Here is an 18,249-nt window from a genome sequence, read left to right as displayed (position 1 = left end):
GCTCATCGCGGGTCTCTCGGTTCCGACAGTGTGAAAGGACTACTCGTGAGGCCCGTACGCACGGCCTTCGCGGGCGCGCTGCTGGGAACGCTCGTCCTGGCCGCATGCGGCCAGACCGCCCCCACCGCCCCCTCGTCCACGGCCCCCGCCACCTCCGCCCCCGCCACCTCCGGCTCCGCCGCCCCCGCCTCATCGGCCGCGGCCGGCTTCCCGGTCACCGTCGAGGCCGCCAACGGCAAGATCACTCTCCCCGCGCGGCCCCAGCGCATCGTCTCGCTGTCCGCCGCGCACACCGAGACCCTGTTCGCCATCGGCGCGGGCCCGCAGGTGGTGGCGGTCGACGACCAGTCGAACTTCCCCCAGGAGGCCCCCCGCACCGACCTGTCCGGGTTCAAGCCCAACGTCGAGGCGATCGCCGCCCAGAAGCCCGACCTCGTCATCGTCTCCAACGACATCAACAAGGTCGTCTCCGAGCTGGGCAAGCTCAACGTCCCCGTCCTGCTGGAGCCCGCCGCGACCAAGCTGGACGAGGCGTACGACGAGATCGCCGACCTGGGCGCGGCCACCGGCAACCAGGCCAAGGCCGACGAGCTCGTCACCACGATGAAGGGCTCGCTCGACAAGCTCGCCGCGAGCGCCCCCAAGGACCGCAAGCTCACCTACTACCACGAGCTGGACCAGACGCCCTACGCCGCGACGTCCTCCACCTTCATCGGGCAGATCTACGCGATGTTCGGCCTGGTCAACATCGCCGACAAGGCGCCCGGCGCGGCCGGCGGCTACCCCAAGCTGTCCAAGGAGTTCGTGGCCCAGGCCGACCCCGACCTGATCTTCCTCGCCGACGTCAAGTGCTGCGGCCAGAGCAAGGAGGCCCTCGCCAAGCGGCCCGGCTGGAAGAACCTCAAGGCCGTCAAGAACGACCAGGTCGTCCCGCTCGACGACGACGTGGCCTCCCGCTGGGGGCCGCGCATCGTGGACCTCGCGCAGACGATCGGCGACGCGGTCTCCAAGGCGGCCGGCTCGTAGTGTCCCGGCCAGCGCCGCTCCGCCGCCCCGGCCGCACCGGCCGGCCCTCGGGGTCCTCCGGACCCGCCGGGTCCTCCGCCGAGCCTGCCGGGTCCGGCGGATCTTCCGGGCCCGCCGGGTCCGGCGGGCCCGTCGCCCGGCACACCCCGCCGGGCCCGCCCGCGCCGTCCCGGGCCCGCCCGCTGTGGCTGGCCGGGGCGGCGGCGCTGCTGGCCGTGTCCATGATCGCCGGGCTGCTCGGCGGCGCCGCCGACATCTCGCCCGGCCAGGTGGTGCTCCAGGCGCTCGACTGGCTGCCCCTGGTGGACGTCCACTCCGGCCTCGCCCCCGTCGAGCAGGGGCTGCTGTACGAGATCCGGCTGCCCCGCGTGCTGCTCGCGGCCGTCGTGGGCGGCCTGCTGGCCGTCGCCGGAGCCGGGTACCAGGGGGTCTTCCGCAACCCGCTGGCCGACCCCTACCTGCTCGGCGCCGCCGCCGGGGCCGGCCTGACCGCGACCGTGGTCATCGTGCTCGTCCCCGCCGGCGTCGTCGCCGTCCCGGTGGCGGCCTTCGCCGGGGCCTTCGGCGGCGTGCTCCTCGCGTACGCGCTGGGCAACACCGCCGGGCGCTCCGGCGGCACGGCGACGCTCGTGCTGGCCGGGGTGGCGGTCACGTCGTTCCTGACCGCGATCCAGACGTTCATCCAGCAGTTCAAAGTCGAGGAGCTGCAGCGGATCTACTCCTGGATCATGGGGGACGTGAGCGGCGGGTGGGAGCAGGTCCGCCTCGTCCTGCCGTACGCCGCCGTCTCCTCCGTCCTGCTGCTCCTGCACGGGCGGATGCTGGACGTGCTGTCCGTGGGCGACGAGGAGGCGACCAGCCTCGGGGTGCGCGCGGGCCGGGTACGGCTCATGGTGCTCCTCGCCGCCTCCCTGGCCACGGCCGCCGCGGTCGCGGTGAGCGGCCTGATCGGGTTCGTCGGGATCGTCATCCCGCATGTGGCCCGGCGGCTCGCGGGCGGTTCGTACCGGATCGTGCTGCCGCTTTCGCTGCTGGGCGGCGCCGCGTTCCTCGTGCTCGCCGACGTCGTCGCGCGCACCGTGATCGCGCCGGCCGAGCTGCCCATCGGGGTGGTCACCATGTTCGTGGGCGCGCCGTTCTTCGTCGGCGTCCTGCGCATGACCCGCCGGAGCGCCCCATGACCCGCCCCGCGCCGGGCGGCCCTCCCGGAGCGCCGCCCCCCGCCACGTCCGGCCCCTCCACCGGCCTCTCCGCCGACGCCGCCGGCGGCGCTCATGAGCCCTCGCCCGAGGCCGCCGCGGGCGCCCATGAGGCCGCCGTCGGGGTCCATGCGGCCGTCCCGGGACCGGTGATCGGCGCGGCGGCCGTCTCCGTACGGCTCGGCGAGCGCCGCGTCCTCGACCGCGTGGACCTGTCCGTACGGCCCGGCGAGTGGCTGGCCGTCGTCGGCCCGAACGGCGCCGGGAAGTCCACCCTGCTCAAGGCCGTCATGGGCCTGCTCGCCCACGACGGCGACATCACGCTCGGCGGCCGGCCCGCCCGCGCGCTCCGCCCCCGCGACCGGGCCCGCCTCGTGGCCTACGCCCCCCAGACGCCGGCCCTGCCGCCCGACATGACCGTGTTCGACTACGCCCTGCTGGGCCGCACCCCGTACATCCCGTACCTCGGCCGCGAGAGCCACCACGACCGCGAGATCACGGCGTCGGTGCTCGACCGGCTGGACCTCACCGGCCTGGCCGCCCGCCGTGCCGGCGAGCTGTCGGGAGGGGAACGGCAGCGCGCCGTGCTGGCCCGCGCGCTCGCCCAGCAGGCGCCCGTGCTGCTGCTCGACGAGCCCACCACCGCCCTCGACCTCGGCCACCAGCAGCAGGTGCTGGAGCTGGTCGACCGGCTGCGCCTCGCCGACGGCCTCACCGTCTTCACCACGCTGCACGACCTGACCGTCGCCGGGCAGTACGCCGACACCCTGCTGCTGCTCGCGGACGGACGGGTGGCGGCGGCGGGCCGCCCCGCCGAGGTGCTCACCGAGGACCTGGTCGGCCGGCACTTCGGCGCCGGCGTGCAGGTGCTGCCGGGGCCCGACGGCCGGCCCGTCGTCCACCTGGTGAGGGGAGGGTCGCGGACGTGAGCCCTCTCGAAGCGGGGCCCGTGACGCTCGGCCAGGAGGCGGGCGGGGTGCGGCTCACCTTCCGCGAGGAGGACGGGGCGCGGCTCGGGACGCTGCTGTGGGAGTTCGGGCCCGGCTGGCGGATGATCTCCTCGGCGGTGCTCGGCGGCGGCATCGGCCCCCGCGCCTGGGTGCTGAACGCCCAGGTCGTGGCGGGCTACTCCCGCATGGACCCGGCCGGCCACCTGGCCTCCCTGGCGCCGCCGGGGGAGGGGGTGGGCATGATGACGGCCGCGTCGGTCTCGCGCCGCGTCGTCGCCTCGGACGGCGGGGTGCGGGTGGTGGCCACGGTGGGACTGCGCGTCCCCACCTGGGCGGCCGCCCCGGAAGGGGTGCCCGACCCCGAGCTGGCCCCCATGCTGGGGCGGCCACCGGTCGGCACGATCAACATCGTGGCCGCGTTACCGGTGGCGATGACGGACGCGGCGCTGGTCAACGCCGTCATGACGATGACCGAGGCGAAGACCCAGGCCCTGGTGGAGACGGGGTTCGCGGGCACGGGCACGGCCTCGGACGCGGTGTGCGTGGCCGTACGGGAGGAGGGTCCGGAGGAGCTCTTCGCCGGGCCGCGCTCCACCTGGGGCGCCCGCCTGGCCAGAGCCGTCCACCAGGCGGTCCGCGAGGGAGCCGAAACGTGGCGAGCCAATGACACAGAGTGAGGAAAATCGGGGAAGTAGCATGTGACCGAGAGCGAGATCCGCGACACTGAGTGGGTGACCGCGATGGCGACGACCGAACCGACCACCGGGAGCACGGTCCTTCCAGGCGTGCCACCGTTTACCGTCGACGACCTGCTCAAGTTCCCGGATGACGGGAATCGCTATGAGCTCTTCAATGGGAGCCTACTGGTGAGCCCTGCCCCCATCGGCATGCACCAGCGTGTGAGCCACCGTATTTGCCGCATCCTGGAGGATGCCGCGCTGCCAGCCGGCGTAGAGGCGCTGCCGACTGTGAACCTTCGAATCAGCGATGCCGATCTTTATGTTCCAGACGTGGCCGTCGTTTCCGTGGACAGGACGGAGACGTATGCAGCGACGTACTCTCCTGAGGAATTCCTTCTCGTCGTGGAGGTGGTCAGCCCAAGCAGCAGGGCCCAGGACAGGTTGCTGAAAGCTGGGGTCTACGCCGCCGCCGGCATCCCCGTCTACTGGCGCGTCGAGATGGACGAGGGCCCCACCGTCTACGTCTACGAACTGGACGGCAAGACCTACGGCCCACCCATGGCGCACAAGGCCGGCACCGTCGCGGACCTGCACGCCCCGTTCCCCGTCAGCTTCGACCCGGCCGACCTCGTGAGGCGTCGCGGCTGAGCGTGCCGTCCGCGCCGACCCGGACCCCGTAATCCTCGGTGGCCCCGCGCGACGTGACGCGGCCCGCCCGCAGATCCTCCTCCACCTCCGCCAGGTTCCGTTCCAGCGGCGAGCCGATCCCGCCGCCCCCCGTCGTCTCCACCACGAACGCCTCCCCGGCCGCGAACCGGACGTTGTTCACCTTCGACGCCAGCCGCTCCAGCGTCCCGTCCTGGCGGCGCCGGTAGAAGCCGCCGAGGCGCCCCGGCAGGCCGCCGTCCCGGCCCGGAGGGGCCAGGCGCAGCCGGTCGCCGCGCGTCGTCACGTGGCAGTCCGCCAGGAACCGGTACACTGTGCGCGACCCGAGCCCGCCGCGGTACCGGCCCGGCCCTCCCGAGTCGGGGATGGTCTCGACCGACTCCACCAGCAGCGGGCAGCGGCTCTCCACCGGCTCCGCCTGGGGCACCGAGTTGCGGCCGATCCCGAAGTGCACGCCCGTCGCGTCCGGCCCGTCGAGCCCGCGCCGGGCGCCCACCCCGCCGAAGTCGTACGCCAGGTGGATCCAGTACGGCGCCCCCACGGCCGCGATCGAGAACGGCTGCAGGATCCCGCTCGCCGCGATCGCCCGCTCCGGCACCGCGTCCGACAACGCCTGGAAGACGGCCTCCATGGCGGCGTAGATCGGCACGTACCGGCCGCCGCACGGATGGGGGGAGCGGGCGTCGAGCAGCGACCCGGCGGGCAGCCGCACGTCGATGGCGCGCAGGCAGCCGTCGTTCATGGGGATGGCCGGGTCGAGGAAGCAGCGCACCGCGAAGACCGCCGCCGCGAGCGACTGCGACGCCGACGCGTTGATCGCCGCCGGCACCTGCGGGTCGGTGCCCGCGAAGTCCGCCACCGCGCCGGTCCGCGCCGCGTCCGGCCCGGGCAGCGTGAGGGCGACCCGGACGTGGCGCGGGGTGGCGAGGTCGATGCCGTCGTCGTCGATCGGGTACGACGCCGCGAACCGCCCCGCCGGCAGCTCCGCCAGCGCCGCCCGGGTGCGGGCCTCCGTGTAGTCGAGGTACGCCTCGACGCCCTCGGCCAGGCCCGCCGCGCCGTACTCCTCGACCAGCGCGGCGAGCCGGGCGGCGGCCACCGCCGTGCCGGCGATCAGCGCCCGCACGTCGCCCATGACCTTGTCCGGGGTACGGCTGTTGGCGCGCAGGATCGCCTCGACCGCCGGCTCGATCCCGGCGGACGTCGCCAGGCGGATCGGCGGGAGCTGGAGCCCTTCGAGGAAGATGTCGGTGGCCAGCGGCGCCATGCCGCCCGCCGACAGCCCGCCCAGGTCCGAGACGTGGATCATGGTGGCGGTGAAGTACGCGGGCCGCCCGCCGACGAAGACGGGACGGTAGACGAGCAGGTCGTTGGTGTGGACCCCGCCCCGGTAGGCGTCGTTGAGCACGTACACCTCGCCCGGCCGCATGGCATCGAGCGGGACGTCCGCGACCAGCTCGGGCAGGGCGACCTTGAGGGCCATGCTGTTCATGAGGGTCGTGGCCATGGACTGGGCGATCAGCCGCCCCTCGGCGTCGAGGAGGGCGGCGGAGGCGTCCGAGCCCTCGACGATGAACGTCGAGTAGGCCGAGCGGACCACCACGATGCTCGCCTCCTCGGCGGCGACCACGAGGGCGTTGCGCAGCACGTCCGCGGTGAGCGGGTCAGACATCGCGCGGCGCCTTCCCGGACGGGGTTCGGGTGAGGTGGACGGCGCGCCCGGGGCCGGGCCGGGCCGTCCAGCCGGGCGGCACCACGATGGTCGACTCGGCGTCCTCGACGATCGCCGGGCCGTCCAGCGCGGCCCCCAGGGTGGCGCGGGTGCGCACGGGCGTCTCGGCGTAGCCGCCCAGCTCGGGGAAGTACGCAGGGCGCGTCCCGGGCGCGGTCCCGGCGGACGGGCCGGAGAGCGCCCCCGCGGGCGCGGCCCCGGGAGGCGGCTCGCCGGGTGACGGTCCGGGCGGTGCCGCCAGCGTGACCCGGACCCGGTAGCCCACCAGCTCCACCTCCCCCCGCTGCTCGATCCCGTACACCTGGGCGTACCGCGCGAAGAACCGCGACTCCAGCCGGTCCCGCGACGGCTCCCACGCCACCGTCAGGTCGTGCGACTGCCCGGCGAACCGCGCGTCCACCGACCGTTCGACCCGCACCCGCGGGTCGTCCGGCGAGACGCCGAGGTCGGCCGCCGCCGCGGAGGCCAGCCCGGCGAGGACCGCCTCCGGATCGCCGGCGCCGAGCCGCGACAGCACCCGGTCGGCCGACAGCTCCCCGGTCAGCAGGCCGGCGGCGGAGGCGACCCCGCAGTGCTCGGGCACCACGACCAGCCCGATCCCGAACCGTTCGGCGACCCGCGCCGCGTGCGCGGGCCCCGCCCCGCCGAAGGCCACGAGCGCGAACCCGCGCGGGTCGATCCCCCGCTGCACGGTCACGACGTGCACGGCCGAGGCCATGGCGGCGCTGACGATCGTGTGGACGGCGTGGGCGGCCTCGGCCCGCGACACGCCGAGCGGCTCGGCCAGCCGGTCGAGGGCCTTGCCGGCGAGCGAGGGCGACAGCGGGATGGACGCGGCGGCCAGGTAGCCGAGGACGAGGTTGGCGTCGGTCACGGTGGGCTCGCCGCCGCCGAGCCCGTAGCAGGCGGGGCCGGGGGAGGAGCCCGCCGAGCGGGGGCCGACGCGCAGGGCCCCCGCGGCGTCGATCCAGGCGACGCTCCCGCCGCCCGCGCCGACCTCGGCCAGGTCGATGGCGGGCGTCTTGATCGGCACGCCGGTGCCGGCGCGCCGCCCGCCGAAGCTGCCCTTGCCGCCGACGTGGAACTCGTGCGTGATCTCCGGCCGCCCGCCGCGCACCACGCACGCCTTGGCGGTGGTGCCGCCCATGTCGAACGAGATCACGTCGCCGAGCCCGGTGGCCGCCGCGGCGAGCACCCCGGCCGCCGGCCCCGACTCGATGGTGGCCACGGCCCGCCGGGCGGCCAGGCGGGCCGACATGACGCCGCCGCCGGACTCCATGACGTGGACGGGGGCGCGCACGCCGAGCGCGGCCAGCGCGTCCTCCAGGCGCGACAGGTACGACGCCATGAGCGGCCCGACATAGGCCGACATGATGGTGGTGGTGGCCCGCTCGTACTCGCGGATCTCCGGCCAGATCTCCGAGGAGGCCACCACGTCCGGCACGTGCTCGCGCAGGATGGCCGCCACGCGCCGCTCGTGCGCCGGGTCGGCGTAGGAGTGCAGCAGGCACACGGCCGCGGACCTGATGCCGCGCCGGGCGATCTCGGCGGCGGCCCGCCGGGCGGAGTCCTCGTCGAGCGGGGTCAGCACCTCGCCGCGGGCCGAGATCCGCTCGCTCACCTCGAAGCAGTCGCCGGCGTCCACGGGGGGCGGAGGGGGCGTGAACCGCAGGTCGTACCGGTCCTCCTCGACCCGGGCGTACCGGCCGAGCGGCACGACCGCGCGGAAGCCCCGGGTGGTGACGAACGCGACCCGCACGCCCCTGCGTTCGAGCACCGCGTTGGTGGCCAGCGTGGTCGCGTGGACCACCCGGGTCACGAGCGCCGGGTCGAGTCCGGACAGCACCCGCGTAACGCCGGTGACGATCCCCGCGATGGGGTCGTCGTGGGTGCTCAAACACTTGGCCACGGTGACCGCGCCCGAGGGGCGGCGCAGGACCACGTCGGTGAAGGTGCCACCGACGTCCACGCCGATCGCGAAGCCCATCCCGGTACGGTAGACAACAAGCAAGCGCTTGTCTACAGGCGCTTCTCTTGACTTACGGCAGGTGATTGGGACGCTGTTTACAATCCTGCGAAACGGAGCGGCGATGGCTCGTCTCACAGCTCTGGCCGGCGGCGCCGCGGTGGCGCTCGTGGCGCTGTTCCTCCCGCTGTCCCTCCCTCTGCCCGGCCCCTTGTCCGGTCCCCTGTCCGGCTCCCTCACGCTCCCGGCCGCCGCGCACGAGCATCCCAGCGGCATCACCGACCTCGTCACCCCCGCCGTGGTCCGCGTCGAGGCCACCGCGCACATCGACATCACGCTCCTTGACCACATCCGCGACCTCATCCACGTGGAACGGTCCTACACGGTGCCCGTCGGCGTCGGCACCGGCGTCGTGGTCAACCCCGAGGGCGGCATCGTCACGCTCACCCGCGTGGTCAAGAGCGAGCAGGACCTCGCCGTCTACGCCGCCAACAAGATCTTCGCGGCGCACCACGGCGTGAAGATCCCGGCCGACTTCGAGCGGCACAAGCTCAAGGACGACGTGCTCGACCGCCACCTCCAGCAGTGCTACCCGCCCCTGACGGCCAAGGCCACCTGCATCTACAGCATCAGGACCGACATCACGGTCTTCCCGAACGTCTCGCCGGCCGACCCCAAAGGACTCAAGGCCGACCTGGTCAAGGCCGGGCCGGGCCCGGACACGCCGGCCGTGCTCCAGACCTCCAGCAGGGTCGTCGGCGGCGTCGGCCTGCCCACCGCCCCGCTCGCCGACCGCGTGCCCGAGTCGGCCGGCTCGCCCACCAACGTGGCCGGCTTCCTCGGCCGGCCCGGCCCCACCGTCCAGACCACCGTCGAGATCGCCCACCTGGGCAAGGGCGGCGGCGCGGGCGAGAACGGCCGGCCGTTCGCCGACCCCGACAAGAAGGTGGACGAGCCCGTGAAGCTGGCCGGCCTGGCCGACCGCGGCCTGCGCGGCGCGCCCGTCATCGGCGACAAGGACGGCCACGTCGTCGGGATGCTCATCGGCGGCGGCCGGGCCGCGCGGATGATCGGCGTCAGGGAGGTCACCTCGGCGCTGGCCAAGGCCGGCGTCGCCCCGCGCAGAGGCGCGATCGACTCGGCGTTCGAGGCGGCTCTGACCCGCTACCACACGAAGTACTACACCGAGGCGGCCCCCGGCTTCCAGCGCGTGCTGGAGCTCTACCCCGGCAACGTGGTGGCCGCCACGCTGCTCAAGGACTCCCTGGCCAAGCGGGGCGGCCCCGAGGACCGCGGCGTGCGGCCCGTCCCCGTGCCGGCCCGCTCCTCCACGCCGATGTGGCCGTTCATCGTGGCCGCCGGGGTGCTGTTCCTGGCCGCGGCGACCGGGGCGGTCCTGCTGTGGCGCCGCCGGCGCGGGCCCGAGCCCAGACCCGAGCCGCCGCCACTGGTCGCCGCGCCCCCGCAGCCGCTGGACGAGGGCGCCAACCAGACCGTGGTCGTCCGCCGCTCCCAGCCGTTCGCGGTGATCCCGCAGCAGAAGCAGGTGCTGACGGCGCAGGAGCAGTCCGTGAAGTTCTGCACGGCCTGCGGGATGCGGCTGGGGGCCGCGCACCGGTTCTGCGGCTACTGCGGTCACCCCATCGAGACGTGATGCCGGTGAACGAAAGATCCCTCATCGGCCAGGAGGTGGCCGGTTACTACATCGAGGACATCGTCGGCAAGGGCGGCATGGCCGTCGTCTACCTCGCCCTGGACCCCCGGCTGAGCCGCCGGGTCGCGCTCAAGATCCTCAACCCGGTGCTGAGCGTGGACGACCGCTTCCGCCAGCGATTCATCCTGGAGTCCAGGACGGTCGCCAGCATCGAGCACCCCAACATCATCCCGATCTACGAGGCCAACGCCGACGCCGACGGCGTGCTGTACATCTCGATGCGCTACGTCGACGGCCTCGACCTGCGCCGCCTCATCTACGACCGGGGGCCGCTGCCGCTCGCCCAGGCCAACCAGATCTTCACCCAGGTGGCCGCCGCGCTCGACGCCGCCCACGCCCACGACCTCATCCACCGCGACGTCAAACCGGCCAACATCCTGCTGGCCGGCGAGCACGTCTACCTGACCGACTTCGGCATCACCAAGCACCGCACGTCGATCTCCGGGCTGACGCAGACCGACCAGTTCATCGGCACCCCCCGCTACATGTCGCCCGAGCAGATCAACAAGGAGCACATCGACGGCCGCTGCGACCAGTACGCGCTGGCCTGCGTCGTCTACGAGGGGCTGTCGGGGCGGCTGCCGTTCCAGCGCGACAACGACATCGCCCTGTTGTGGGCACACCTGGCCGAGCAGCCCACACCGCTGTCGCAGCTGCGACCCGAGCTGCCGCCCGAGGTGGACGCCGTGATGGAGCGGGCGCTGGCCAAGTCGCCCGAGCAGCGCTACCCGACCTGCGGCGCGTTCGTGGCCGCGCTGCGCGACGCGATGAGCGGCCACCTGGACGACCGGCCGCTCGCCGCCCCCCTCCCGGTGCGGCCCCGGCGTCCGGCCGGGCCCGGCCGCGGCGGGACCGGCCGGCCGGGCCGGCTGCCGATGATCGCGGCCACGGTCACGGCGGCCGTCGCGGCGCTCGTGCTCGTCGTGCTGCTCGTGCTGAGCCAGCGGGGCGAGTCCTGGGCCCGCTACCAGCCCACCCCGGCCGCGCCGGTCGGCTTCGAGTACCCGGCCGGCTGGACCGCGCGCACCCATGAGGACCTGTTCGCCCTGGTCTCGCCGCGCGCGCCCGAGTTCGAGTCGATGTTCGTCTCGGGGGCCGGCGCCGACTGGACGCCGGTGGTCCCGATCATCACCGACGACCCCGAGAACGCGACCGGCGTGTACGTCCAGGTCTCCGACACCCTCAGCGCCACGGCCACGGACACGCAGATGAAGACCGTGCTCGAAGGGCTGCTGCCCGGCAAGATCGACGTGAACGGCCCGGTCACCGAGCAGGCGGGCACCAGCCCCGCCACCCGCTACACGGGGTCGCTGACCGACCGCGACAGCGGCGCCCGGCTCGGCTTCGTCGGCTACGTCGTGGACCGCAGGCCCAAGCCGATGCTGCTGCTCTACTTCTGCGCCCGCAACACCTGCGACGACGCCGTGCAGGCGCGCGTGCGCCAGAGCGTGCGCCTCTCGTGAGACCGCTGTCCGACTTGTGATCTTGTAAGCCACTTGTACGCGGCTTGACCTGGGTGTCCAATCCGTCGGCAGCCGTCTAGTCTCCGCGTGTGAGCATACGCATCGTCATCGCGGACGACCAGGCGATGATCAGAGCCGGCCTCCGCATGATCCTGGAGGCCGAACCGGGCATGGACGTGGTGGGCGAGGCCGCCGACGGGCGCGAGGCCGTCGCCGTGGCCCGGCGCACCCGTCCCGACATCGTCCTGATGGACATCTCCATGCCCCGCCTCGACGGGCTGTCGGCGACGAGGGAGCTGCTCGACGCGCCGTCCCCGCCCAAGGTCATCACGTTGACCACCTTCGACAGCGACGAGAACCTCTACGCCGCGCTGCAGGCCGGCACCAGCGGCTTCCTGCTGAAGGTGTCGCCGCCCGAGCAGCTCCTGGAGGCCATCCGGGTGGTCCACGCCGGCGACGCGCTGCTCGACCCCGCGGTGACGAGCCGGGTGATCGCCTCCTTCGCCGGCCGCCGGGACCCGACGCCCTCGCCCCGGCTGGCCGAGCTGACCCCGCGCGAGCTGGAGGTGCTGCGGCTGCTGGCCCGCGGCATCACCAACGCCGAGATCGCCAAGGAGCTGTTCGTCGGCGAGGCCACGGTCAAGACGCACGTGGCGCGGGTGCTCATGAAGCTGGACCTGCGCGACCGGGCGCAGGCGGTGGTCTTCGCGTACGAGTCGGGGGTGGTGCGGCCGGGAGCCGCGTGAAGCGGGGCGGGGTGGATCTCAGCATCCGGAAGCCTTTTGTGAGGATTGCGGGGTCTGTGTGTATATTTTCCGTTTGGAAGCGGGAGTAACAGGAGATCTTTCATGCAGGCTTTCCCCAGGGTGCTGTTCGACGAGGCCCACAGCGAGTCGTGGACCATCCGCCGTGACGTGGCCGAGGCCATCAACCCCGCCCACCCCGACGACAGCAGCTACGCCCGCGCGGCCGAGCTGCTGCGGCACCTGGGGCACACGGTGGCCGCCCACACCGGCGGCCCGCTGACGCCTGGAGCGCTCCAGGACCAGGACGTGCTGGTCATCGCCCACCCGGCGGACGAGCGCTGGGAGCGCACCACCGGCGTCGGCGCCCCGGTCTTCACCGAGGCCGAGCTCGACGCCGTGCGCGACTTCGTCGCCGGCGGCGGCGGGCTCGTCGTGCTCGCCGAGGAGGAGCAGGACAAGTACGGCAGCAACCTGGCCGACCTGCTGGCCCGCTTCGGCGTCGGCGTGCGGCACACCACCGTGCGCGACCCCGGGCACGCCCACCACGGCGTCGCCACCTGGGTCGTCGCCGAGCCCGCCGCCGGCGACGGGCTGCTCGCCGGCGTCAAGCGCGCCTGCTTCTACCGCTCCGGTGTCCTCACCGCCGGGCAGGACGCCACCGTCCTGTTCGCCACCTCGCCGCAGGCCGCCCCCGCCGGCGAACCCCTCGCCGTCGCCCTCGCCTACGGCCAGGGCCGGGTGGTCGTCTTCGCCGACTCCGACCTGTTCGGCGACGACTCCCTCGACGACCACGACCACCGGCGGCTCTGGGGCAACGTCGTCACCTGGGCGGCCCGCGTCCCCGCCGGCGCCGCCTCGCAGGCCGGCCGCGACGAGGCCAAGGCCGCGCTGTTCGCCCGGCTCAAGGCCGCCGTCGAGGAGCTGCGCCCCCTCCAGGTGAAGGACGGCTCGGTGCCGGAGCACAAGGAGCGGGCCAAGGAGCTGGTCGGCGTCGTCGCCGCCCGCGTGGCCGAGCTCGCCCCGCACTTCCCGCACGACGCCGCCTATCTCCAGGCCGTCCAGGACGACCTGGCCGCCTGGGCCCGCGAGGACCTCGGCGTGCCGGACTTCCTCGCCTCGCTGGAGCTCTTCCACCCCGACACCCAGCGCGTCGACGGGCTGGAGCACCTGGTGGTGTTCCCCATGTACACCCAGAACGGCAACCCCAACCGCAACCTCGAAGCGGTCTGGCTGCGCACCATCTGGCCCGGCTGGCTGGCCGAGCTGGAGGCCGGCGGCTACGACAACCCGATGTTCGTGCCCATCGCGTTCGAGGACTTCACCTCCGGCTACGACACCCACTCGGCCGTGCTCTTCCCCGAGACCGTCGCCGTGCGGCAGGCGCCGGCCCGCTTCACCTGGGGCGGCATCTTCGCCGACCGCGAGGCCGCCCGCTTCCGGCGGGTGTCCGGCGCGGCGACCGAGACGCTCCGGCTCGACCTGCCGCCGGAGGCCGCCCGGCTGCTGGCCTCCCAGCAGCTCGCCCAGGACACCTTCGTGCTGTGGGACCTCATCCACGACCGCACCCACAGCCACGGCGACCTGCCGTTCGACCCGTTCATGATCAAGCAGCGCATGCCGTACTGGCTGTACTCGCTGGAGGAGCTGCGCTGCGACCTGACCGCGTTCGGCGAGGCGGTCAAGCTGGCGGAGCGGGGCGTGCCGCACGCCCGCTACGTGCAGCACGCCATCCTGTTCGACCGGCTCTTCCGCTTCCCGATCACCGGCGAGCGGGTACGCAACTACGACGGGCTCGGCGGCCAGCTCCTGTTCGCCTACCTGCACCGCAACGACATCGTGCGCTGGACCGACAACCGGCTCAGCGTCGACTGGGAGCGGGTCGCCGACGGCGTCGCCGACCTGCGCGGCGAGGTCGAGAAGCTCTACCGCGACAGCATCGACCGCTCCAAGCTGGCCCACTGGCTGGCCGCCTACGAGCTGGTCAGCGCCTACGTCGAGCCGCACCCGGCCTCGACCTGGGCCAAGGGCGTCGAGGCGCTGCCCGAGGAGCAGAAGGCCAAGGTGGACGCGGTGCTGCCCGACGAGTTCCCCCTGAGCATGTTCTACGAGGCGCTGCGCCGTAAGCTGGCCGACGTGGTCGAGTCGACGAAGGGGATCCGGGGATGATCATCGTGGTGACCGGGGCCGCCGGCCCCACCGGCCAGGCCGTCGCCGACCACTTCCGCGCCGGCGGGCACACCGTCATCGGCGTCGACCGCGACGAGGTCGACCTGCTCGACCGCGAGGCGGTCCAGGCGTTCGCGGCGCGCGTGGAGAAGGAGCACGGCCTCGTGGACGGCGTCGTCCACCTCGTCGGCGGCTGGCGCGGCTCCAAGAGCTTCGCCGAGACCAGCCTCGACGACTGGGACACCCTGCACGACCTGCTCATCCGCACCCTCCAGCACGTGTCGCTGGCGTTCGAGCCGCTGCTGCGCAGGAGCGGCAACGGCCGCTTCGTCATCGTCTCCGCCCAGGCGGCGCAGCGTCCCACGGCCGGCGGCGCCGCCTACGCCGCGGCCAAGGCCGCCGCCGAGGCGTGGACCCTCTCCCTGGCCGACGCGCTGCGCGACACCGGCTCGGCGGCCGTCATCCTCGTCATCAAGGCGCTGGTCAACGACGCCATGCGCGCGGCCAAGCCGGAGGCGCGCTTCGCCGGGTTCACCGACGTGCGCGACCTCGCCCAGGCGGTCGGCGGGCTCTACGACCGGCCCGCCGCCGAGATCAACGGAACCCGACAGGACCTCACGACGTGACAGCACGGCACGACCCCTCGATCAAGGGCTTCGCCAGCGACAACTACGCCGGCGTCCACCCGGAGATCCTCCAGGCCATCGCCGAGGCCAACGGCGGCCACCAGATCTCCTACGGCGACGACGTCTACACCGAGGCGCTGAGCGAGGTCTTCCGCCGGCACTTCGGCGAGACGGCGCAGGCGTGGCCGGTGTTCAACGGCACCGCCGCCAACGTCGTCTCGCTGCGCTCCATGCTCGCCCCCTGGGAGGCGGTCGTGTGCGCCGAGACGGCGCACATCAACGTCGACGAGGGCGGCGCCCCGGAGGTCGTGGGCGGCATCAAGCTGCACCCGGTGCCCACGCCCGACGGCAAGCTCACGCCCGAGCTGATCGACCGGCAGGCGTGGGGCTTCGGCGACGTCCACCGCGCCCAGCCGCGCGTGGTGTCCATCTCCAACACCACCGAGCTGGGCACCGTCTACACGCCGGACGAGATCGCCGCGATCTGCTCCCACGCCCACGAGCACGGCATGCTCGTCCACCTCGACGGCTCGCGCCTGACCAACGCCGCCGCCGCGCTCGACGTGCCCATGCGGGCGCTGACCACCGACGCGGGCGTGGACGTGCTGTCCTTCGGCGGCACCAAGATCGGCATGCTGTACGGCGAGGCGGTCGTGGTGCTCGACCCCGGGGCGGCCCACGGCGTCGACTACCTGCGCAAGACGTTCATGCAGCTGTCGTCGAAGATGCGCTTCGTCTCCGCCCAGTTCCTGGCGCTGCTGTCGGGCGACCTGTGGCTGCGCAACGCCCGCCAGGCCAACGCCATGGGCCGGCGGCTGGCCGAGGCCGTCCGCGACCTGCCGGGCGTGGAGATGCCGCGGCCCGTCGAGGCCAACGCCGTCTTCGCGATCCTGCCGCGCGACGTCACCGAGCGCCTGCAGAAGCGCTTCCGCTTCTACACCTGGAACCAGGCGACGGGCGAGGTGCGCTGGATGTGCGCCTTCGACACCACCGAGGCCGACGTGGACGCCTTCGCCGCGGCCCTCGCCGAGGAGCTCGGCGCGAGCTAGCCACGGTGCCCGCGGCCTGCGGCCCCCGGCCCCGGACGGGCCGAGCCGCGGGCCGCGGTGGGTTCCCCGGCCTCGTCTCACCCCTGCCAGGCGCGGCGGAAGTTCGCCCGCGCCCGGTGCAGGCGGGACTTCACCGTGCCGGAGGGGACCCGAAGCATCCGCGCCGCGGCCTCCTCCGGCACCCCTTCCAGATCGCGCAGCACCAGCACCGCCCGATGCTCGGGCGGCAGGCGCTCCAGCACGTCGCGGATGTCCACGGCCCGCTCGACGTCCCGCGGCGACGGCAGCCCGTCGAGCTCCGCCGGGCTGGACCGGCCGTCGCGCCGGGCGATCCGGACGGCCTCGCGCACCGCTATCGCCCGGGCCCAGCCGTGCAGCGCCTCGGGCTCGCGCAGGTCCCGCAGATGCCGGAAGATCGCGATCAGGGCCTCCTGGACGGCGTCGGGCCCGCTGTCCAGCGCGATGGGGCCGCAGATCCGGCCCAGGTACGGCGTCAGCTCGGCGAGCAGGTCGTTCATCGCCATCGTGTCGCCGCGCTGCGCGGCGCGCACCAGCGCGGGCGTCACGCCGACCTCCCGGCGACCCGGGCCGCCAGCCGGGCCAGCGCCCTGTCCCCGGCCGCCCGCACGCCCCACGGCACCAGCGCGGCGCGGCCCGGGACGCGGACCCCGCCCGTCTGCGCGACCAGGGTGCCCTCCGGCACCGCCGTCGCGGCCAGGCCCACGAGCAGGAACCGGCTCTGCATCCAGCACCAGCCCGGCCGCAGGTCCACGTCGAACCGGGCGCGCATGCCGTAACGGCTGCGGGCCCTGGCCACGAGGCGGCCGTCCGGGCGGGCGGAGTCGATGGTGAGACGCCGCATGTCGGGTTCGAAGGTGCCGAACTCCTCCTCCAGGTCGCCCGCCACGGCCCAGACCGTCGCGAAGGGTGCGGGGATGACGCGCTCGGCGACGTGCGCCCCCGGGATGGCGGCGGCGAGCGCGCGCAGCCGTCGTACGGGGTCCAGGTCGGCAACAGGCCAGCTCATGTCCATCCAGAGGCGGGAGAGGCGCGAAAGGTTCCATGGAACCATCGGGCCTTTCGCCGGCTCTTGCCGGGTATGAACACTTCACGCCTCGGCACCCTGACCGCCGCCGTCCTCCTCACCGACGCCGCCGCGCACCTGTACTGGCTGACCGGCCGCACCTGGCCCGCCCACGACGTCAGGTCGCTCTCGCTGGCGGTGCTGAACATGGAGGTGCCCTTCACCCCGCGCGTCCTGGTGCCGCTCGCCGTCGCGCTCACCACCGGGGCCGTGGCGGTCCTCGCGTGCTCCCGCGGCCGGGGCGGGCTGCCCGCGCGGATGGTCACCGGCGCCGTGGCCGCCGGGACGCTGGCGCGCGCGGCGGCCGGCCTGGCCTGGATCCTGGGGATCGGCGCGGACACCGCGACCCCGTTCTACTGGCTGAACCTGATCGTCTACACGCCGCTGTGCGCGGCCATGGCCACGTCGGCAGCCATGATCGCGGCCCGCCGGCCCGGCCGCGCGGCCCGGCCGTCACACCCGGCGGGACGACCGGCTCCGCTGCCGCGGACGGCAGGGCGCGCGGGCCGGTCGTGAGGCTTGGCGGGCGAGGCGTCACGCACCCCGCCGGCCCGCCGCGGGATCACCTTCCAGCGCCCCACGACCTGGACGGACTCACCCGACCCCGGCTTCGACGCCACACCGGACGACATCGAGTACGCCCTGACCCACCGGCCCGGACGCACCGACATCCCAGCACTAGGCGCGGCGGTGGTCGCCGCTCGCGCCGTCGATGAGCTCGCGCACGATGTCCATGTGGCCGGCGTGCCGGGCGGTCTCCTCGATCATGTGGATGAGCACCCAGCGCAGCGTCATGCTCTCGCCGCGCTCGTTGGTGCCGAGGTCCTCCAGGCCGAACTTCGCGATGACCTCGTCCGAGGACGCGCGGGCGCGGGCGTAGAAGGCGAGGACGTCGGCCGTGGTCTCGCCGGGGTCGACGCGCAGGTCGGCGTCCTCGTCGTCGTCGTCGAACGGGAGCTCCTCGTGCTCCTGCCCGAACGTGTCGGCGAACCACCAGTACTCGACGGCCGCCAGATGTTTGACCAGGCCCAGGAGGTTCGTCCCGGACGGGGTCATGGGGCGTCGCAGCGCCTCGTCGTCCAGGCCCTCGACCTTCCACAGCACCGCGTCGCGATGCCGGTCCAGGCCGGCCTGGAGGCTTTCCTTCTCACCGCCGGTGAACGGGACTCTTCTCATGCCCGG

At 73.8% G+C, this 18,249-nt stretch carries 17 protein-coding genes; 12 read left to right on the top strand and 5 right to left on the bottom strand.

Annotated features, from left to right (window positions below):
- The first annotated feature begins 45 nt into the window (after positions 1-45).
- The 5 genes from HT134_RS08430 to HT134_RS08410 all read left to right on the top strand — a co-directional run bounded on the left by HT134_RS08430 (position 46) and on the right by HT134_RS08410 (position 4,503).
- The gene (locus tag HT134_RS08430; RefSeq protein WP_175599581.1) at positions 46-1,026 is read left to right on the top strand and encodes an ABC transporter substrate-binding protein; all 981 of its coding nucleotides are present in this window, start codon (positions 46-48) and stop codon (positions 1,024-1,026) included.
- 182 nt (positions 1,027-1,208) lie between these two features.
- Positions 1,209-2,207 carry a FecCD family ABC transporter permease gene (locus HT134_RS08425; RefSeq protein WP_246364305.1) on the top strand — a complete coding sequence of 333 codons (999 nt, stop codon included), beginning with the start codon at positions 1,209-1,211 and terminating at the stop codon, positions 2,205-2,207.
- Complete coding sequence (locus HT134_RS08420; protein ID WP_246363587.1) at positions 2,204-3,154, top strand: ABC transporter ATP-binding protein; 951 nt, start codon at positions 2,204-2,206, stop codon at positions 3,152-3,154. Before HT134_RS08425 ends, HT134_RS08420 begins: the two co-directional genes overlap by 4 nt.
- Positions 3,151-3,852 carry an adenosylcobinamide amidohydrolase gene (locus HT134_RS08415; protein WP_376768073.1) on the top strand — a complete coding sequence of 234 codons (702 nt, stop codon included), beginning with the start codon at positions 3,151-3,153 and terminating at the stop codon, positions 3,850-3,852. The genes HT134_RS08420 and HT134_RS08415 overlap by 4 nt, the downstream gene beginning before the upstream one ends.
- 21 nt (positions 3,853-3,873) lie before the next feature.
- Positions 3,874-4,503: a Uma2 family endonuclease gene (locus tag HT134_RS08410; protein WP_175599580.1), complete on the top strand. Its 630-nt coding sequence runs from the start codon at positions 3,874-3,876 to the stop codon at positions 4,501-4,503.
- Here HT134_RS08410 and HT134_RS08405 read toward each other — a convergent pair.
- Together HT134_RS08405 and HT134_RS08400 are read right to left on the bottom strand one after the other, a co-directional pair.
- Positions 4,463-6,193 (bottom strand): hydantoinase B/oxoprolinase family protein, encoded by a 1,731-nt coding sequence (locus HT134_RS08405; protein WP_175599579.1) that lies wholly within the window; start codon positions 6,191-6,193, stop codon positions 4,463-4,465. The genes HT134_RS08410 and HT134_RS08405 overlap by 41 nt on opposite strands.
- On the bottom strand, positions 6,186-8,240 hold the full coding sequence (locus HT134_RS08400; RefSeq protein WP_175599578.1) for a hydantoinase/oxoprolinase family protein: 2,055 nt from the start codon (positions 8,238-8,240) through the stop codon (positions 6,186-6,188). Before HT134_RS08400 ends, HT134_RS08405 begins: the two co-directional genes overlap by 8 nt.
- Before the next feature lie 103 nt (positions 8,241-8,343).
- Between HT134_RS08400 and HT134_RS08395 the strand changes: the two genes are divergently transcribed.
- The 6 genes from HT134_RS08395 (at position 8,344) to HT134_RS08370 (ending at position 15,983) form a co-directional block, all read left to right on the top strand.
- On the top strand, positions 8,344-9,873 hold the full coding sequence (locus HT134_RS08395; protein ID WP_246363586.1) for a hypothetical protein: 1,530 nt from the start codon (positions 8,344-8,346) through the stop codon (positions 9,871-9,873).
- A complete protein-coding gene (locus HT134_RS08390) occupies positions 9,873-11,396 on the top strand; it encodes a serine/threonine protein kinase (RefSeq protein WP_175599577.1) in 1,524 nt (507 codons plus the stop codon). The genes HT134_RS08395 and HT134_RS08390 overlap by 1 nt, the downstream gene beginning before the upstream one ends.
- Before the next feature lie 89 nt (positions 11,397-11,485).
- Positions 11,486-12,142 carry a response regulator gene (locus HT134_RS08385; RefSeq protein ID WP_175599576.1) on the top strand — a complete coding sequence of 219 codons (657 nt, stop codon included), beginning with the start codon at positions 11,486-11,488 and terminating at the stop codon, positions 12,140-12,142.
- A gap of 102 nt (positions 12,143-12,244) precedes the next feature.
- Positions 12,245-14,308: a DUF6421 family protein gene (locus tag HT134_RS08380; RefSeq protein ID WP_175599575.1), complete on the top strand. Its 2,064-nt coding sequence runs from the start codon at positions 12,245-12,247 to the stop codon at positions 14,306-14,308.
- Positions 14,305-14,934 carry an SDR family NAD(P)-dependent oxidoreductase gene (locus tag HT134_RS08375; RefSeq protein WP_175599574.1) on the top strand — a complete coding sequence of 210 codons (630 nt, stop codon included), beginning with the start codon at positions 14,305-14,307 and terminating at the stop codon, positions 14,932-14,934. Before HT134_RS08380 ends, HT134_RS08375 begins: the two co-directional genes overlap by 4 nt.
- Positions 14,931-15,983 (top strand): threonine aldolase family protein, encoded by a 1,053-nt coding sequence (locus HT134_RS08370; protein ID WP_175599573.1) that lies wholly within the window; start codon positions 14,931-14,933, stop codon positions 15,981-15,983. Before HT134_RS08375 ends, HT134_RS08370 begins: the two co-directional genes overlap by 4 nt.
- Before the next feature lie 77 nt (positions 15,984-16,060).
- Here HT134_RS08370 and HT134_RS08365 read toward each other — a convergent pair whose 3' ends face one another.
- Both HT134_RS08365 and HT134_RS08360 read right to left on the bottom strand, forming a co-directional pair.
- Positions 16,061-16,549 carry an RNA polymerase sigma factor gene (locus HT134_RS08365; protein ID WP_217707241.1) on the bottom strand — a complete coding sequence of 163 codons (489 nt, stop codon included), beginning with the start codon at positions 16,547-16,549 and terminating at the stop codon, positions 16,061-16,063.
- Positions 16,546-17,010 (bottom strand): hypothetical protein, encoded by a 465-nt coding sequence (locus HT134_RS08360; protein ID WP_217707240.1) that lies wholly within the window; start codon positions 17,008-17,010, stop codon positions 16,546-16,548. Before HT134_RS08360 ends, HT134_RS08365 begins: the two co-directional genes overlap by 4 nt.
- A 72-nt stretch (positions 17,011-17,082) precedes the next feature.
- On the opposite strand from HT134_RS08360, the gene HT134_RS08355 reads away from it, so the two are divergent.
- Positions 17,083-17,583, top strand: a complete 501-nt coding sequence (locus tag HT134_RS08355) for a DUF3995 domain-containing protein (protein ID WP_175599571.1) — start codon at positions 17,083-17,085, stop codon at positions 17,581-17,583.
- Positions 17,584-17,745: 162 nt separating this feature from the next.
- Here HT134_RS08355 and HT134_RS08350 read toward each other — a convergent pair whose 3' ends face one another.
- A complete protein-coding gene (locus tag HT134_RS08350) occupies positions 17,746-18,243 on the bottom strand; it encodes a DinB family protein (RefSeq protein ID WP_175599570.1) in 498 nt (165 codons plus the stop codon).
- Between the last annotated feature and the right edge of the window lie 6 nt (positions 18,244-18,249).

The organism is Nonomuraea rhodomycinica (genome assembly GCF_013363995.1).
Lineage (GTDB): Bacteria > Actinomycetota > Actinomycetes > Streptosporangiales > Streptosporangiaceae > Nonomuraea > Nonomuraea rhodomycinica.
This window is presented reverse-complemented; position numbering and strand designations above follow the sequence as displayed.